A 17,188-nucleotide genomic window follows, 5' to 3' on the forward strand; every position below is an offset into this window, starting at 1 on the left:
CGCCAGCGCAGTGTCGAGACATTGATCGGCGTCAAGTTCTTGCGCCATGGGCAATGCCATTGGTCGGTAGGTGCCTCGAGTTGATAAACATCAAGTTCGCAACGTGTAGCTGGCAGATGCTTTACCCACGTATCGCAACCTCAGAGGTGTGCCATGGAAACTCCGCAAAGACTGCTGCTGATCGCCTCGCCCCTGATGCGCCGAACCCCGGTCTATGACCGGGCTGCTGCGCTGGCCAAGGCCAAGGGGATGGCGCTGCACATCGTGGCTTTCGACTACGTGGAAGGGCTTGCCACGGCGGGCCTGGTGAATGAACAGGCGCTGGCAGTCATGCGCGAGGGTTACGTGCAGCAGCACCGTGAATGGCTGGAAACCCAGGCGTTGCCGATGCGGCGCAATGGTGTCACCGTCACAACCGAGGTGGTGTGGGTGCAGCAGCCCTTGAATGAGATCCTGATACACTTGCGTGAGCAACCGTTTGCCATGCTGATCAAAGAGCTCGAGCATGAGCCTTGGTGGATGCGCGCAATGTTTACCTCGCTGGATATCCAGTTGCTGCGCGAAACGCGAATACCCTTGCACTTGGTACACAAGGCCAGCCATGCGTTGCCACGCAGGATTCTGGCGGCGGTGGACCTGTCCAGGCCGGAGGATCAGTTTGAAGGCTTCAACGACCAGATCATCAGCGAAGCGCTGAAGCTGGCATTGCAGTGCAATGCCCAGATCGAGTTGCTGTACGCCTACGACTTGGGTTCCATGTACCTGGACGCCGGCGGCAGCCGGGAACATTCGTTCCTGTTCGATTCAAACGATGCCCAGACCTTGCATGACGCTCAAAGCGCTGCCTTCCAGGAGCTTGCCGAACGCAACGGCATCGCCGTCGAACACCGCCATATGCGCATAGGCGACCCGGCAAAGGCCCTGGCGATATTCATGGATAACAATGATATCGACGTACTGGTCATGGGCAGTTATCACCACCGTGGCATCGGCTGGTTCATCGGCAGTACTGCCGAGCGCGTTATGCATCGGTTGTCCAGCAGTGTGCTGGTGATTTCTCCAGAGCGCTCCCAAGGCTGAAGCACAAGGCCCGCAAGGGCCTTGTCTTTTCAAGGCCGCAGGTCAAGTTCGTGCAGAATCTCGCTCACATCGCCGCCGGGGTAGCGGGAGGTGAAGCCCAGTGCCTTGACCAGCCGGTGCATCGCATAGTTGCTGGCCAGATCCCTGGAGACCATGCACTGAAAGCCATTGCGTCTTGCGGCTGCAATCAGGTGTTGCATCAGGCGCTTGCCCAACCCCTTGCGCTGCCAGTCTTCGCTGACCGCCACTGCACATTCGCAACGTTGACTGCCTGGTATGCCCGCATAGCGGCTGACGCCGACCTGTTGCAATTGACCGTCTACATGAACCAAGGCGACATAGGCCATGCGCTGGTGGTAGTCCACGGGCATGTCTTGCGTGTCCAAGCTAGGCAAGCCGCCGCTGAGTCCGGCAATGAAGCGAAAGCGCCGTGATTCATATGCGATTGTGCTCAGAAAACGCTTGTCCCGTTCGCGGTCCTCCTCGCGCAGTGGGCGGATCAGCACCGCCGAACCGTCCTCGAGGTTTTCGACCCAGTGTTCGCAGGTCTGTGGCTGTGCTGTCTGCTGCCCGTTCATGACGCCTCCCGTTGCCTGATCAGTGTCTGGTGCAGCTGTTTTAACGTGGCAGGCCGGTTCGGTTCTGACAATCATCAAGTTCAGGCTGGGTAGCGGTTTTCTGATCTGCATCAAGCAGCAGCGATCCTGTGCGCGGAATATCGTCAGCATCACACCCACTGACGAAAGCGCGGAGGTTCACCATGGGGCAATATCGACAATTGCTGGTGCTGCTGACCGAGGTCGATCCGCATTCCGCCGCTTTGCGCCGAGCCCTTGCCTTGGCGCAAGTCAGCGGCGCCAGCGTGCATGTGCTGGGCCTGTTCGAGCCGAGCGAGGAGCACCTTCTGCGCGAAGAGCGGCTGAACGAGGCCGATATCAAGCGCCAGTACCAGCATTATCGCGTTCAGTTGACGGGATTGGTCGAACGGCATCGGGGCAGCGGTACGACGCTGACGGTCGACAGCCTGAATGCGGAGGATATCCGCAGCCAGGCGATCGATTACATCAGTGAACTGCAGCCGGATATGGTCATCAAGGACAGCGAAGCCGCGTCGGCCCTGGTGCGCATGTTCGGCACCCCACTGGATTGTGCGCTGATGCGAGGTTTCAAAGGCGTCAGCCATTTCGTGCCGGCGGCGGCCGTTTCATTGCCGCGGCGTGTGCTGGTCGCCGTGGATACTGCGTTCAGCGAGACCCCTGCCGTCCAGGCGTGCTTCAATCGTGGACTGATTCGTGCTGGCCAGGCGCTGGCGTTGCAGTGTGACGCGCACCTGCATCTGCTATCGGCCTACAACCTGGCAGGGGTATTTGCCTCGGACATGAATGTCTCCCAGGCCTGGATCGACGAGATGCGCGAGGCACTGCAGGAGCCATTCGAAGCGCTGGCCGATGCCGAAGGCGTCGCGCCGGACCGCCGACATTTCATGGAAGGAGGCCCGGTACAGGTGATCCGGGAACAGGTCGCTGCCCTGGACATCGACGCGGTGGTGATGGGCGTGGTACAGCCCAAAGGCCTGGACAAACTGTTGGGTGACACCACCGAGCGTATCGTCAGCCGCCCACCGTGCAGTGTGCTCGCCGTTCATCCCCAAATAGCCGAAAGTTGGGAGCCTTGGCCATGCAACTGACTTTTCTTGGCGGCACCGGCACCGTGACCGGCAGCAAATTCCTGTTGACCCGTGACAGCACGCGGGTATTGGTCGACTGCGGGCTCTTCCAGGGTTTCAAGCAACTGCGCCTGCGCAACTGGCAGCCGCTGCCCCCGGCGTTGCGGGCGCTTGATGCGGTGGTGCTGACCCACGCCCACCTTGACCACAGTGGTTATTTACCTGTACTGGTTCGGGAAGGCTACCGCGGGCCGATCTACGCCACGCCGGCAACTTGCGCCTTGGCGGAAATCCTCTTGCTCGACAGTGCGCGGCTGCAGGAAGAGCAGGCCGAACATGCCAATCGCCACGGTTACTCCAAGCATGCGCCGGCGCAACCGCTCTATACCGAGCAGGATGCCAAACGTGCCCTGGCACTGTTTCGCCCCGTAGCGTTACACCAGGTGACCATGATCGCCGAGGGCATGGAGTTGCTGTTGCGTACCGCCGGACATATTCTGGGAGCGGCCACGGTCCAGATCAGCGCCGAAGGGCAGACCGTGCTGTTTTCGGGTGACCTCGGCCGCCCTCAGGATCCGATCATGCGTGCGCCTGAGCTGGTCAGGACGGCGGACGTGCTGTTGATCGAATCTACCTATGGCGATCGCCAGCATCCCGCCGAATCGACCGAGCAGTACCTGGCCAAGGTCATCAACGAAACGCTCCTGCGCCATGGCATTACCCTCGTACCCTCGTTCGCCGTTGGCCGCGCCCAACTGCTCATGTATTACCTGTACACGCTCAAGCGCGACCGGCTGATCCCTGATATCCCGATCTACCTGAACAGTCCGATGGCCACCGACGCCACCGCCCTGTACCAGCAGTACCGCAGTGAGCATCGGCTGACCGCAGCCGAGTGCGCCGCCATGTGCAGAGGCACGCACATCGTCCGGACGGTCGATGAGTCCAGGCACCTGGACCAGCTGCGCGAGCCCGCAGTGATCATCGCCGCCAGTGGCATGGCGACCGGTGGACGGGTGCTTCACCACCTGAAGGCACTGGCGCCAAACCCGCGCAACAGCATTCTGTTCTCCGGCTTTCAAGCCGGGGGGACGCGGGGTGCCGATATCGTCGCGGGCGCCCACAGTGTGCGGTTGCACGGCGAGGATGTGCCCATCCGTGCACAGGTGCACGCGATGGAGAATCTTTCTGCGCACGCCGATGCCGATGAAATCATGGAATGGTTGCGCGGGTTCACCCGGCCACCCCGTCAGACCTATGTGATTCATGGCGAGCCACACGCTGCCGACACCTTGCGGCGGCGGATCAGCCTCGAACTCGGCTGGCAGGTGTGCGTGCCTGAATATCAGGAAACGGTTGCCATCGACCCTGTTCGCTAGAGGCTGTTTTCCACGCAACATCACCGAGTATCAAGGCTTTTCATACAGAGCCCAGGCTGGCACGGGAGGTATTCATGAACACACAAGCTAGGGCGAAACTCAGAGCGTGGTTGCATCGCCCCAAGGGCAGCCTGGGTTGGATCGTAGCGATCCTTGTGTTACTCCTCGCCGCATCGGCCTATCGCGGGCTGAGCCCGACCTGGCGCCTGCCCATGCACACTCCGGTCGTGATGCTGGCCTTGCTGACCTTGAGCGTGGCGCTAGGCTGGGCGGTGCAGCGGGGCGTGAAGCGCACCGTTGGCAAAGCCATTTTCAACGGCCAGGAGACAGGCTGGCAGGCCAGACTGGCGTTCCTTCGCTCAGTGGCTCGGGAATCGAACATCCTGCTGGTGGTGCTGTTGTGCCTGGCCCTGCTGGGCACGGGCACCTTGTGGTTGGCAGGGCGCTCAGTGACGCAGATCGTGGCGAACTGCGAGGCCAACCTGCAGGCTCAAGTTGATATACCCGAAGATGAAAAACTCACCGCGCTTGTCGGCAAACCGGTGTGCACGTGCCTGGCGCAGACCTTCATGGAACGCAACGGGGTGCTGCGCATGGCCTTGTTCGAAACCCCCATGCAGGAAGTGAGCGGCTTGAAGGTGCTCACTGCCGATGATGAACAGCGCTGTCTTGAACAGTTCGACCTGCTGCCCGAGGAGCCCCAGGCAACCGCGTCTTGAACCGGCCCGCCTGTGGGTGCCCTGGTGCTGGACGCCGCAGCCCGACGACTGGAACCGCCGCTATTTGGCTTTCCAGTACTTCTGCATTTCCAGGAAGAGAAACGAAGCGGTCCAGGTGATCAGCACTAGGCCGGTCAATGCCTGCAGGCCAGTCAGGTATTTCAGGTGCCCGCCAGGGGTGATGTCGCCGAAACCGATGGTGGTATAGGTGGTGAAGGAAAAGTACACGCAGTCCAGGAAACTCCCGTCGAAATTGCCGCTGAGTGTGCCCCAGCCGTCGGCGTGGGCCATCAGGTAATACACCAGGGCAAAGCACCAGACCTCAAGGGCATGGGCCAGCAGTGCGCCGAACACACCCGCCACGATGCGAAACCGGCTCCAGAGCTTCAGGCGGGGTAGCCAGTCATTCAGGCGCAGCAAGCATTCGTAGTGAATGATCACCACCAGGATCACGACCAGCATGTTGATCAGCGTGACAATGAGCATCGCCTGCACTCTTGCCCTGATGGGCGGTTCATTTCAAGTTGTCGACCAACGCATGGATGGTAGCTCATTGGCCTGCGGCAGCAACGCTAGGATTTCTTCACTAGCAGGTGCAAAGTGGCGCCTGGGGGCATTGATATTTATCAAGAACGAACCAGCACCTGCTTCAATAATGACAGCGCATGCAACCCAGGCAACGCGCCGGGAGGTACCCATGAAGCCGTATCGCCGGATTCTGCTTATCATGACCGAGGCCCAAGCCAATGCCGCGCTGTCCCGGGCCATGGCATTGTCTGCGGCGGCGGGTGCGAGTTTGCATGTACTGGGCATCCATGAATCTGGTGCACTGCGCCTGCCTCACGAATTGCAGGAGGCCCCACTTCATTCGGCCTCGTTCATGCATTTCAGTACCGAACTCAAAGCACTGCTGGATGAGCAGCCATTCGTTGGGGCTCGGCCAGGTTTCGAGGCAGTTGAAACCTCCAATCCGCGTGATCAGCTGCCAGCGTGCATTGCCCGCTACGCACCTGATTTAGTGATCAAGGGCTGCCCGGGCCACTCCCTGCTCGAGCAGATCGCTCGGACCTCGCTCGACCAGGCGCTGCTGCATGGGAGTGAGACGCCGTTGTTGTTCGTACCGGCGGATGCCCCAGCCATCCCCCACAACATTCTGGTCGCAGTGGATGTCGCCAACCCGTCGCCACACAACGACGCCCTCAACCATGCCCTGGTCGCGGCAGGTCAGCAACTGGCGACTCAATGCAAGGGGCAGTTGCACCTGCTGTCGGCTTACGACCTGCCCATCGCCATGCTGGCCAACCCTGACCTTGCAGGCCCTTGGGCGAACCAATTACGCGAGTCACTGCAGCTGCCCTTCGATGCGTTGGCCGATGCACATGGCATCGCTCACACGCACCGGCATTTCAGCGAAGGTGCGCCCCTGCGCGTGATCAAGTCCTACATCGCCACGCTGAAAATCGATGCAGTGGTGGTCGGCGCCGTGCAGCCCAGGCATTGGGCCAAGGTGATCGGCGATACCACCGAGCGGCTTGTCAGCCATGCACCGTGCAGCATCCTGACGATCAGGTCTGCACCCGTCAGCTGACTTCATTAAGATGGCATCTTTTCTTGTCTCTGATTCGACAATGGAGCGCTGAGATGTTTGTTGATATGGCTGCCTTCACGCCGTGGTCGGCATTGGCAGGCGGGGCATTGATCGGTTTGGCCGCCGGGCTGTTCGCCGTTGCGAACGGGCGCATCGCGGGCATCAGCGGTTTGCTCGGTTCTATGCTGCAAAGTGGCGGGGAAGGGCGGGGCGAAAAAGTGTGCTTTTTGCTGGGACTCATTGCCGCGCCACTTTCCTGGCAACTGTTCTCAGCAATGCCTCCCGTTCATTTCAGTGTGGCGCCTTGGCTGCTTATGGTCTCGGGAATTCTGGTAGGCCTCGGTACCCGCTATGGCAGTGGCTGCACCAGTGGCCATGGCGTTTGTGGCTTGTCACGCCTGTCGCCTCGTTCTGCAGTGGCGACGCTGTGCTTCATGGCAGCAGGCTTTGCCACGGTCTTCGTGGTCAGGCATGTACTTTCAGGAGCATGAAATGAAGCGGATCAGTGGCTTTATCGCAGGGTTGCTGTTCGGCATGGGGATATTGCTATCCGGTATGGCAAACCCTGCCAAGGTGCTGGGGTTTCTCGACATTGCCGGGCAGTGGGACCCGTCGCTGGGACTGGTCATGGTGGGTGCGATAGGTGCCGCACTGTTGCCGATGACTTGGGCGCGACGTCATACCACGGCCTTGCTGGGAGGTAAGATACAGCTGCCTGCCAGGCGCGACATCGACCGTCGACTCGTCGGCGGGAGCCTGGTTTTCGGCATAGGCTGGGGGCTTGCCGGCGTATGTCCGGGGCCGGTGCTGGTGTTGCTCGCCGGGGGGTACTGGCAAGCCTGGCTATTTGTGCTCGCGATGCTTGCCGGTATGGGAGTGTTTAATGTTGCGGAAGCGTTTCGCAGCCGTCATCAGGGCAGGGTTTGACGGTAAACAACTTAGTTCTGGTCGATATCAGAATAAGGCACTTATTGAGTGTAACTCTACTAAATGAATATTTAGCGTAGTTATTTCTTGTGTTCATATTATAAGGGCAGGGTAGCTCATCTGTTGAGCTAGGGGTAGCTCATGCGTTATCGCTAACGCCACGATTGCACGCTAGCGTTCAAGAATGAGCTACCTCCGGCGGCAGTCACCACCAACGACCACCATTTAATGACTCACTTTCCAGGCTGGATGCTTGAAAGCGCCCGTTACTACCTCAAGGCCGCTGAGCTTTTAGACGCCCAAAACCTCCTGCATGTCGCCATGGTCAATGCAGCGATCGGTATGGAAATCCTGCTGAAAAGCTTTATTTCCGTGCCAGATCAGCACGAAGGTACGTCCGGCGAAACCTATAAGCTTGACGTCGAAGCACTCAAAACGGCTCACCAATACCTGCAGTCAATCGGCAAGATTCCACCCAAACAAAAGCGTGACGCTCACGATCTGCTGACACTGTTTCACGCGATGCCTGCAGCTATTCGCGAGAGCCTGGCCCTGAACAGCCAGGAACACTCATTCGAGCGGTATTGCGATGTGTTCACCATCGCGATGTGTTCACCAACAGCCGGTATCAGCACGAGTCGGCCAGCTGGAAATTTGCCGATCCAGTGCTGATGAGGTAGCTGCGGTGGACGTTGGCCAACGTGGTTGGCTACTACAAGGAACGAGGCTCTGTGACGCTCAGTTAAAAATGAAATTTCCCCCGGCACCCTCTAGCTTAGGGCTTTCAGCGAGGCCATCAACTAAAAATGATTATTTCTCTGCCTCAACTGCCGCATTTGATCATTTCTCACACTTAAGCGCTCCAGCCCAGTAACCATAAGGCATCCACTGATGCTGGCCGATCACTTATAAATGATCATCTTGTAACTTATTGATAGTGCTGAAATTTGTATCTGAATTTTTAGCTGCTCTATTCGCGAATGATCATTTTTAGTTGGTCTCCAATCCCCAGTCAGTATCAACTCTATGGCAAAATCCCACATTCGTTATAGCTTCAGGTAGCTGAAAGCTCTGTTTTCGCATATTTTGCTTGATTTTTTTTCATGCATGCCACTGCTTTGCATTAGCGGCGGTCTCGTTAATGAATCAAATGCCCTATTTTCATATAATATATATAAATTGACAAGCTTGAAATTTTCTTTTGAAAATCACTACTTATCTGGCGGCCTAAAAATTGCATAAGCCTAAGTGGCTTTTTTGAGGCGTCAATACTTATTATTTGTTCGGGGCTGCAAGGGGGTGATGCTCTTTTTTGACGTGTGCTTGCAAATCGGTTTAACTTCGACAAACTTTCAAGTGCTGAGAATTTGAATGAAAAGATTTGTGAGCAAGGGAAGTCTCGTCAAACATTCAGAGAACGCATACCGGGTCACAGAAGTATCCAAGGATGGCTCTGTCACTCTTGAGAATCTGGATGCGGGGAATACTTTCAGTGTTCCATTTACAGAAGTTTCCCTGATTGAGACAGAAGGTGCACGTGAGGAATACATCACCGAACGCCGTCTTGCTTGGCTTGAACAATCAAAAAGCAATCCAGTGGAAATGCAAGTCGCAATAACTCGTGCAGAGTGTATCGATCGATTGCTCTCAGGTAAAATTTCCCGCGCTAATTTGTTATTAGAGCTTGAAATATCCGTGCCTACTTTGACACGCCTTCTTAGACGATATGATCCTGAGTTGGGCGCAGTCTCTCTGATGCGAAATATTCGCGGTAGAAAAGCTGCAACTCGCATGCTAAGTCCTCTTCATGAACAAATCATTGAAGATGGGATAAGGCGATATCTCAATAAGACAAAAAAGCTTTGCACTTTTACTGAGCTGTATGAATACGTAGAATCAAAATGCGTTGTTAATAGCCTAAAGCCTCCAAGTCAAAATACAATAAAAAATCGGCTGGAGTCTTTTGGCGATCGCGCAATTTATTCTATAAGGCGTGGCCGTGAGGCGATGCTGCAGAAGTTTGAAATGAAACCAGGGTCTATAGATGTCGAAACTATTCTATCTATGGTGCAAGTCGATCATACAAAAGTCGACGTAATCATCAGGGATTCTAACGGCTTTCCGCTAATGCGGCCTTGGCTGACTGTAGTCATAGATCTTAAAAGCCGGATTGTTTTGGGTTATTACTTAGCGCTGCATCCTCCAAGCGCATTGAGTGTCGCCATGGCGTTGTTGTCTGCCTGTTACCCAAAAAGCGAGCAGCCAATGATGATGGGGGGAGGGATAGGAACATTGCATCGTTTTTGGGGTACTCCAGTTGCAGTGGGTACTGATAACGCTGCAGAGTTTACTTCGGACGAGTTTGCAGCCGCTTTAGGACTCTACGATATAGAGTTGCTACTGAGGCCGATTGGTAAAAAGCATTACGGTGGACATGTCGAGCGGCTCATTGGCACATTGATGGGTAAAGTGCATATGCTGCCAGGGACTACCTATTCAAATGTCTTAACTAAAGCAGATTATGACTCTGCCAAAGAGTCAGCGCTGACATATCAGCAACTTTGCAAGTGGTTTGCGGATCAGGTAGCTATATATCATGGGCGCGCTCACGAAGGATTGGGGCGTCGATCTCCTAGTGAAGTGTGGGATGAAGAGATGGCGAAACTAGGGCCACAGTATATTCAGCCTATACCAGGTGATTTTAGAACTTTTGCTTTAGATTTTTTTCCGTCTTTTACCAGGACTGTGCAGACGAAAGGGGTTGAGTTTAAAGGAGACTTCTACGTTTCGTCTGTAATCCGAAGGTTAGTAGGGCAGCGCCTAACCTTCAAATACAACCCTCTAAATCTCGGAAAGATCTGGCTCCGCTTAGAGGGTAGGTATTATGAGATACCGTATTCAGACGTAACCAAGCAGCCTATATCTTTGAGCGAGTATTATGCTAGTAGCAGATCAGGCAAACGTCGCCGTGGAGAGCTTATCGATCCAACGCTTCACGAACTGAGGCTTCAGGCTCACGATGATATTGATAATGCTGTGGCAGAAGCTAAACGCGTCAGACAGCACAATGCAAAAAAGGCTCACGGCGTGGGAATAACTGCTCTACTAGAAAATAAGTCGTTTGATGATTCGGGACTCAAACCACTTGCTGCTGATCAAGCCCGTAAAAAACTTGAGTGGAAGGGGTAAATTTATGCCGTTCGAACATATACATGAAAGCCGCCGTTTCGCAATGGAATTGTCTGATCAGGAACGTATGGACTTCATACGAAAAGACGTACTAATTTCCACGGAGCACCTGAGGAACGTCAAGCTGATTGCCTACAACATGATTCATATCCCAAGAGGGTGCATGGAGGCACCTTGTCTTGTAGTAACGGCTGGCAGCAATTACGGAAAATCTACCATTTGTAACGAAATCAGAGGATTGAACGAAGATTGGTGTCGTAAGATTCGTTATGTGAACTTTGTACGGGACACAAGAAATGTTCGAGTTCGACCGCGGCCCGGCGAGAAGCTGATGATTGCATTGGGTTTGGATCCTGGTAAGACGGGACTAGACATTGGAATGGTAATGGAATACTGCCTCGCAAATGATGTCAGGGCAATTTTTATGGACGAGTTCCAAGACTCTATCCTGCAACTTTCCAATCAGGAGCAGTTGGCCTTCTTGTCGATGCTGCGAGGTATGTGTGGCCCGCCCACGTATATGAGCTTTTTTGTGTTTGGTGTGGGTGAGGCTCTAAATGCCTTGCAGTTCGACCCACAGTACGTCCGTCGGTTTGAGAAGTATGAAGTGACACCATGGCAGCAGGTTGATTCAGAATACCTAAATTTCCTCGATACTTGGGAGAGCATTATGCCCTTAGCAATGCCCTCTCGATTGTCCTCCGCGGAACTCAGCAGCGCGATTTACAAAAAAACGGAAGGAGTCGTCGGTCGCATTTGCGACCTACTCAAAGCAGCAGGAGCTTATGCGATTTCGTCTGGAGCTGAGAAGATTACAATTGAGGTTTTGCAAAGGGCGAGCAAATCGAAATGGCTCCAAGAAATTCCAGCTAATTCCAAATGAGAGTTTTCCGGTGCCCATTACAGAGACAAGCTAGACTTTCGGTGACAAGCTCTCTCCTAGATAAGGATCTGATTTTATTGCGAGGGGCGCCACTGTCTGGGAAGAGCATAGTCTTGTCTCAGTTGTTTTCGTCGGTGAAGGATCCGAAGTGCCTATGGCCAATAGTAATTCGGTCACCCCATGTGCATATAGGTAAATCGTTAAGGCTTGCATTTGCCCATGCATTAGGCTTGCCAAGCTCTGTTGTGTGCTCTTCGCCTAGAGCGCTAATAAGTGTACTACACGAGCTCAACAGCAAAGACGCTTCGGTAGTGCTTGCTATTGACGATATTGATATATTTTTCTTAGGGGGCGCAGAAGCATACCAAGATGCTTGTGATTTTATATTCTACGTGTTCAAAATGCTCTCGCGCGTAAAAATTGTGGGGACTTTTTCTCGGTTCGAAAAAATCAGAAGCATCGCTAAAGACCTGAGAATGGAGAATCATTGCGTGATTGAGTTACAGTGCTGGCCGGCTACTACTGAATTTTTTGAGTTTGTAAAATATGTGGCAAAAAATTTTGGACTCAATGAGCATCAGGTTTCCAACAAGGCTTTTTTGCAAGCCCTGTTTGAGTCAACGCGCGGAGCGACTGGTGCCATTTTGACATCCATGAAGGTATTAGTCATGAGTGGAGTGCTTGAAGGCGGAAAAGTTGCAAGCCCCGTTCACCTTGGGCAGCTTTGGAGGTTCTGACTCTTGGATATTGTTGATAACCATAACATAGTTACAGGCGAAACAATTCTCTCCTGGGTGTATAGAGGCCTATCGTTGGGTTGCCTCAGAAGTCCACACTTATTCCGTGCTGCCATTAATAAAGCAGTAAAATCTGAGTGTTGCGAACCAGGTGAGGTTTCAAAGTGGCCAATGGCTTTAGGTTCAGATATAGAATTTGATGCGTCAAGCGAATTGGCCTGCCTTTATTCTGATATCTACAATGTATCCATCGATGTCATTCGAGTCTATTTTGGGAGTGGCAAACTACCACTAACAAACCTACCATACAGGAGTCATTCATGTGAAGACTGTCTATCTCACAGCTTTATAGCAGTTAGGTTTCCAGTGTGGAAGAAAGATTGGTGTTATCTCACCTCTGCATATTGTCCAATTCACCTTAAAGCCCTCCGGTCACCATCCACTCCACCATCTGTCGAAAGTCGTATGTGGAATTGCTATCTGCATACTTTGCAACTAGAAGTTGGCCCGTTAAAATATGAGGAGAAACGACTGGCGCTCTTGGTGGTGAAGGCTCAGTCATGGGTGCAAAGGCGCATTGTAAACCACCCCGAAGAATCTGACGTGCTACATACTCTTTATGGGCTATTTTTGAGTAGGCGTACGTTATACGCAATAGAGGGGGTTGCCGCATCAGGTTTTGCTCATCCCCCCAGATCACCATGCCGCACGCATCTAGATGTACTAGACCGGATAGATTATGGGATGCACTCTGCCAATGGGGCTCAGCGGGGTGGAGCACTTCTTATGATGGGGTGGCTTTTAGAGCTGTTCCCAACGACTGACATTAACGGTGCAATTCGAAGTAATCGCATGGTGAGGCGTGCATTACCTGGAAGCCCTCGCATGCTCGGCTTTTTAGCTGCGCGCATTTTTATTTCACGAGAAGAGGGCGAGTTAGTTGCAAAAAGACTGCAACCGCTAAAAGACTATAACATTAGTAGCATGTGCGAATTTCTAGAAGCACTTAACGCCGGCGTGAAGTCTCTGAGATGACCGATTGTGGACGGCTCTGGTTAAGTCACTCAATCTTACTGCTTCGCCAAATTCGACCAACAGTTGTCTGGTGGATGCCTAGTTTTCTCGCAGCCTCACTCTGGCTGAAACCCAGATCACGAAACCTCAATGCTTCCTGGGTGATCCTATCAGGAAGGCTCCATCCAGCCTTTTCCCCGACAAGCTTACCGTCCGAGAAATGTTTTGGCATGCCGGCAATGATGCCCAGTGCATCAAGCTGCTGAATCTCCTTTTTCAGTGCCGCACGACGCTCCCCAATGGACAACTGTTCGTCGTAGCTTGATGCCACCATCAACAAAGCTATCGGATCGAAGGATAGGGCTTCAGCAATGCTGCCTAGCATCTCCAATGTAACGCCGGTTTTGGCGTTTTCCAGTCGCTGAAGGTGGCGAGGCTCAATCTTGGTCTTGATCTTTGCATACAGCTGATCACGAGACATCCCGCGGCTGGCGCGCGCGAGACGCAGCACTGCTGCGAGCGCTTCCCTCGATACCATGTCGAATCCCCAAAAGTGAGGATAAGGCCATATTGATCCTATGCACGCCATGACATATAGTTCATGGCGTGCATAGGATGGCCACCTTGAGTCTCGCAACCCGCGTGGAATCGAAGGCTTGCGCTAACTGCCTCCAGCCAACGAATGGCAAAAAATGACGATCATGGTCGGAAGTATGGCCTTCAGTGACCGTTGCGTGTGGGCTATCCCATCGTAGGGACTCCCCCTCATGTGACCAGCAATGCTAGGAAGAAAAGTGTTTTTGACGAAGAGCGATGAGCTCCAAGGGAGGTTCAGGATTGAGGACTCAGAAGTCCTATTCTGGAAATCGATCAACCTAAGCCGCTGCACCTACGTGTTTTTAGTCGAAGGGGTAGGTTTCGATGCAGGCGCCCTTGGCCCTACATCACAGCTTGTGTGTGACGTATCAACGATCAAGTCGCTGTGGGAAAACGGATCACCGGAGCTCCTGAGCGTGCACAGGGTGTACGTGATTCCGCCACTAGCCCTTCGTAAGACCGGTTGCTACATGGAGCCGCTGTCTGAGATCCGAATCAGCGGCGGTAGCGAGAGGTCTCCTGTCTATGAGTTCGTTACAGACACAGGTCGTGTTTTCAGCAGCGACGAGGTCTGACCATGGCTGTCACGCTGGAAGAGGTGAGTGAGTTTTTCTACGGGCAAGGGAAGGTTGTCTCGGGATGGGAGGGTGACGATGGCGCGCTGATAGAGCTCGCTGACGCGTATCACCCAGGTAAGCCGTATTGCTTGGTGCGTAAGTGGATCGTTGCCGATCTGCAACTTTCACAGGCAGAGCTGGAACGATTGAAATCTGAAGCGGTACAGCCTTTGGTGCTCTTTGCTCATGAAGTCGTCCGAGACAGTCGCAATCGATTCGCCCCTGGGCATTGGGTGCGTAGCAACTTCGGAATCTCGCACCGCCAGCCATGCATGTTCGAAACCAGGAGCACGGTTTACCTTCTGCTAGGTGATGGCTGCAAGAAGCGCGCTACCCTCGACACGGTTTTTTCACTGCGTCCCTAGCTCAATCCCAGAGCTAGCCCGGCTTCCCTTCGGTGAAGCCTTGGAGAAGCGATCCATACAATGCCGCTCGGAGCGTGAGAGAGCTGATGAAGGTTTTGGTGTATTCAGATTTGCATTTGGAATTTCGGGGTTTCGAGCCGCCCCAGGTCGACGCCGATTTGGTGGTGCTCGCTGGAGACATTTCAGTGCGCGGTCAGGGCGTGACCTGGGCGAACCAGACCTTCGCTTGCCCGGTCATCTACGTCCCCGGGAACCACGAATACTACAAAGGCGGACACCTGGATCGTACGCTCATAAAGATGAAGGAGGCTGCGGAGGAGCATGTGCATGTCCTCGAAAATGAATCTCTGGTCATTAGAGATACCCGCTTTCTGGTTACCACCGCCTGGACAGACTTCACCTCAACCGGCGACTACAAAGCGGCGATATACGATTGTTGGGAGTGCATGAATGACTTTAAGGTTATCCGGAGCGGGGAGGGTTTTAGGAAGCTTCGACCTGTAGATCTCATCGCTCGCAACATTACCGCTCGCGATTTTCTTGCCACCGAGCTCGCTAAGGACTTTGAGGGAAAGACGGTTGTGATCACTCACCACTGCCCGATACAGGAAGTGGCTGGTGATGGACACGTGGGCCATCTTGGTGCTGCGTATTTCAACGAGTGGCATGACCTGGTCGCTCAGGCTGATGTCTGGTTTTTTGGTCACACGCATCACGCGGTCGACACGGTCATTTCCGGCTGCCGACTCGTATCGAACCCAAGAGGGTATCCGGGCGAGCGCACCGGTTTCTCGCCGGATTTCACCATCGAGATTTAATCTGCCGTGGGACAGTCCTCTCGGTAGAGCACCAGGATTAGAAGTAGGAGCAGGAACAACGAATGTCAGATGAAGTCGTCATTGAATACCACGTCAAAGAGCTCTCGGATTTTCAGCTCAAGAGGATCTTACGGGCGATGTCTCTCAGGTACCCGTCACCCTTTACAGGCTACCTGAGCGATGTTTTCATCGCGTCCGAGCGCGCTGTAGGCATCGTTTTTTGCCACACCGATCCGGGGCAGTTTGACCAACGGGCGGATGGGCACATCCTGCAGACGTCTAGCATCGAGCATCTGAAGAAGGTAGGGCGTTACTGGGTGATCACGACGACTGAGGGAGAGTTTGTGCTGACGTCCTTCAAGCGGGGATTGGGAAGGGCGAGCTTACGAGCGCTCATAGGGGAAATGATTCCAACACCATAACCAGACGCTTCCGTGCGCTGGATGAACGATGCTGCGATCAAGCTTCCAACAGCAGGGTTCGGCGTCGGTGGATACTACTCAGGATTTTGTAATCACGAATGCGGTTGTTGGAGAGATGACCGGCATCAACCAGACCACGAATGTAGCCTTCGGCTTTGCCCCGGGCTTCGCGCAGTTCACCTTCAGATGCGCTGCAGCGAATGTCATCAACGATCAGTTGCCAGCGCTGACTCTGGCGAGCACCAATCGGGTCGTCGGAGAAGTCGGGAGCAGTGAGAAGAATTTCGTAGTAGCCAGCAACAGGTGGATTGCTCAATTGCAGCGTTCCTCAAATTTAACTTGCTGCAAGGCTAGCATGCGCACATCTAATCGCTTGTTGCTGGTCAGCCCATAGGTTGGCACCTCGTGTGTAAGCTTCCGCGGGCGTCACAGCATAGGAGGTAAAACATGGTTAAACGGCGAGCGCCGCTTTCCACGTCCAAGATTGTCGATGTCTCGCCATCAGCCATGCCCAGTACGGTAGCCAAGGCGATGCAGTTCGAATTCGATTTAGAGGTCACGGCGTACCTATCTTCGGTTGAGTACGGGCCGCATGAGCTTTTCCTGAGAGGGGTCGTCTTCGGTGACCGCCAGCGGCGTTTTGATGATGGCGATCCGATTCGCACCTCCAACATCGTGAGTTGCGAAGATCTCCAGGGATACGTAGTCGCGCGCACCCGCAACAGCACATACGTTGTCTGCGACTGGGCGGCAGATGGTGCGAGAGGGGGTTCGAAGGCCCAACACTGAAGATGGCAGATGAGCTCACGTTCGAGTGATTCAGTACATGACAGCGGCGTGAGGAAAAGCAGGTGAGGATCACAGGCGAGACCGACCCAGGTAAGGTCACAGACGTTTTCTGTGACATGTGTGGAGAATCAACACGCGTTCCAGCCGGCGATCTGCAGTTTGGAACGATGCATGCGTCATGGGGCAAGGGCTCAGCGCACTGCGGGGAAAACTATAAAGTGCACCTTTGCGAAAACTGCTTCTTCGCTCAGCTAGCACATATGAAGCGCGTTCGATGGGGGAGCGTGATGTTCGAGGACGAAGGCGACTCGATAATGCGCAACCAGGCATATGGAAGGGTTGGGCAGATGCCTGACTCCGACGGTGTCGCGGATCGATAAGCGTTCATGTGACCAGAC

The 17,188-nt window shown here is 54.2% G+C and carries 19 protein-coding genes; 15 read left to right on the top strand and 4 right to left on the bottom strand.

The window, feature by feature from the left end; all coding sequences use genetic code 11:
* The first annotated feature begins 153 nt into the window (after positions 1–153).
* The gene (locus V7787_RS00890) at positions 154–1,080 is read left to right on the top strand and encodes a universal stress protein (RefSeq protein WP_064492062.1); all 927 of its coding nucleotides are present in this window, start codon (positions 154–156) and stop codon (positions 1,078–1,080) included.
* 29 nt (positions 1,081–1,109) lie between these two features.
* On the opposite strand, the gene V7787_RS00895 is transcribed toward V7787_RS00890, so the two are convergent.
* Positions 1,110–1,658, bottom strand: coding sequence for a GNAT family N-acetyltransferase (locus V7787_RS00895; protein ID WP_064492063.1), 549 nt, complete (start codon positions 1,656–1,658; stop codon positions 1,110–1,112).
* Between the two features lie 182 nt (positions 1,659–1,840).
* On the opposite strand from V7787_RS00895, the gene V7787_RS00900 reads away from it, so the two are divergent.
* The 3 genes from V7787_RS00900 to V7787_RS00910 all read left to right on the top strand — a co-directional run bounded on the left by V7787_RS00900 (position 1,841) and on the right by V7787_RS00910 (position 4,844).
* On the top strand, positions 1,841–2,767 hold the full coding sequence (locus tag V7787_RS00900) for a universal stress protein (protein ID WP_064492064.1): 927 nt from the start codon (positions 1,841–1,843) through the stop codon (positions 2,765–2,767).
* Positions 2,758–4,125: an MBL fold metallo-hydrolase RNA specificity domain-containing protein gene (locus V7787_RS00905; RefSeq protein ID WP_010954170.1), complete on the top strand. Its 1,368-nt coding sequence runs from the start codon at positions 2,758–2,760 to the stop codon at positions 4,123–4,125. Before V7787_RS00900 ends, V7787_RS00905 begins: the two co-directional genes overlap by 10 nt.
* A 74-nt stretch (positions 4,126–4,199) precedes the next feature.
* Positions 4,200–4,844 (top strand): hypothetical protein, encoded by a 645-nt coding sequence (locus V7787_RS00910; RefSeq protein ID WP_081273226.1) that lies wholly within the window; start codon positions 4,200–4,202, stop codon positions 4,842–4,844.
* A gap of 60 nt (positions 4,845–4,904) precedes the next feature.
* On the opposite strand, the gene V7787_RS00915 is transcribed toward V7787_RS00910, so the two are convergent.
* Entirely contained in the window at positions 4,905–5,330 is a 426-nt protein-coding gene (locus V7787_RS00915) for a potassium channel family protein (RefSeq protein WP_064492065.1), read from the bottom strand.
* Between the two features lie 211 nt (positions 5,331–5,541).
* Here V7787_RS00915 and V7787_RS00920 point away from each other — a divergent pair, with 211 nt between their 5' ends.
* The 7 genes from V7787_RS00920 (at position 5,542) to V7787_RS00950 (ending at position 12,168) form a co-directional block, all read left to right on the top strand.
* Positions 5,542–6,432 (top strand): universal stress protein, encoded by an 891-nt coding sequence (locus V7787_RS00920; RefSeq protein ID WP_064492066.1) that lies wholly within the window; start codon positions 5,542–5,544, stop codon positions 6,430–6,432.
* Between the two features lie 53 nt (positions 6,433–6,485).
* On the top strand, positions 6,486–6,923 hold the full coding sequence (locus V7787_RS00925) for a YeeE/YedE family protein (protein ID WP_064492067.1): 438 nt from the start codon (positions 6,486–6,488) through the stop codon (positions 6,921–6,923).
* A gap of 1 nt (position 6,924) precedes the next feature.
* A complete protein-coding gene (locus V7787_RS00930; RefSeq protein WP_064492068.1) occupies positions 6,925–7,359 on the top strand; it encodes a DUF6691 family protein in 435 nt (144 codons plus the stop codon).
* Between the two features lie 228 nt (positions 7,360–7,587).
* Positions 7,588–8,031: a hypothetical protein gene (locus V7787_RS00935; protein ID WP_231114284.1), complete on the top strand. Its 444-nt coding sequence runs from the start codon at positions 7,588–7,590 to the stop codon at positions 8,029–8,031.
* 711 nt (positions 8,032–8,742) lie between these two features.
* Complete coding sequence (locus tag V7787_RS00940; RefSeq protein ID WP_336084859.1) at positions 8,743–10,548, top strand: Mu transposase C-terminal domain-containing protein; 1,806 nt, start codon at positions 8,743–8,745, stop codon at positions 10,546–10,548.
* Positions 10,505–11,431 (top strand): TniB family NTP-binding protein, encoded by a 927-nt coding sequence (locus V7787_RS00945; RefSeq protein ID WP_336084861.1) that lies wholly within the window; start codon positions 10,505–10,507, stop codon positions 11,429–11,431. Before V7787_RS00940 ends, V7787_RS00945 begins: the two co-directional genes overlap by 44 nt.
* 311 nt (positions 11,432–11,742) lie before the next feature.
* A complete protein-coding gene (locus V7787_RS00950; protein ID WP_336084863.1) occupies positions 11,743–12,168 on the top strand; it encodes a hypothetical protein in 426 nt (141 codons plus the stop codon).
* A 1,060-nt stretch (positions 12,169–13,228) separates the two neighbouring features.
* Here V7787_RS00950 and V7787_RS00955 read toward each other — a convergent pair.
* A complete protein-coding gene (locus V7787_RS00955; RefSeq protein WP_336084865.1) occupies positions 13,229–13,720 on the bottom strand; it encodes a helix-turn-helix domain-containing protein in 492 nt (163 codons plus the stop codon).
* 636 nt (positions 13,721–14,356) lie between these two features.
* Between V7787_RS00955 and V7787_RS00960 the strand changes: the two genes are divergently transcribed.
* The 3 genes from V7787_RS00960 (at position 14,357) to V7787_RS00970 (ending at position 16,001) form a co-directional block, all read left to right on the top strand.
* The gene (locus V7787_RS00960; protein ID WP_336084867.1) at positions 14,357–14,761 is read left to right on the top strand and encodes a DUF6957 family protein; all 405 of its coding nucleotides are present in this window, start codon (positions 14,357–14,359) and stop codon (positions 14,759–14,761) included.
* Positions 14,762–14,847: 86 nt separating this feature from the next.
* Positions 14,848–15,579, top strand: a complete 732-nt coding sequence (locus tag V7787_RS00965) for a metallophosphoesterase (RefSeq protein WP_336084869.1) — start codon at positions 14,848–14,850, stop codon at positions 15,577–15,579.
* Between the two features lie 62 nt (positions 15,580–15,641).
* Positions 15,642–16,001 carry a hypothetical protein gene (locus V7787_RS00970; RefSeq protein WP_336084871.1) on the top strand — a complete coding sequence of 120 codons (360 nt, stop codon included), beginning with the start codon at positions 15,642–15,644 and terminating at the stop codon, positions 15,999–16,001.
* 37 nt (positions 16,002–16,038) lie between these two features.
* Here the strand turns inward: V7787_RS00970 and V7787_RS00975 are convergent, their stop codons facing one another.
* On the bottom strand, positions 16,039–16,317 hold the full coding sequence (locus V7787_RS00975; protein WP_336084873.1) for a hypothetical protein: 279 nt from the start codon (positions 16,315–16,317) through the stop codon (positions 16,039–16,041).
* A 131-nt stretch (positions 16,318–16,448) separates the two neighbouring features.
* On the opposite strand from V7787_RS00975, the gene V7787_RS00980 reads away from it, so the two are divergent.
* Positions 16,449–16,790: a hypothetical protein gene (locus tag V7787_RS00980; protein WP_336084875.1), complete on the top strand. Its 342-nt coding sequence runs from the start codon at positions 16,449–16,451 to the stop codon at positions 16,788–16,790.
* Positions 16,791–17,188: the final 398 nt, after the last annotated feature.

Source organism: Pseudomonas sp. CGJS7, from assembly GCF_036961695.1.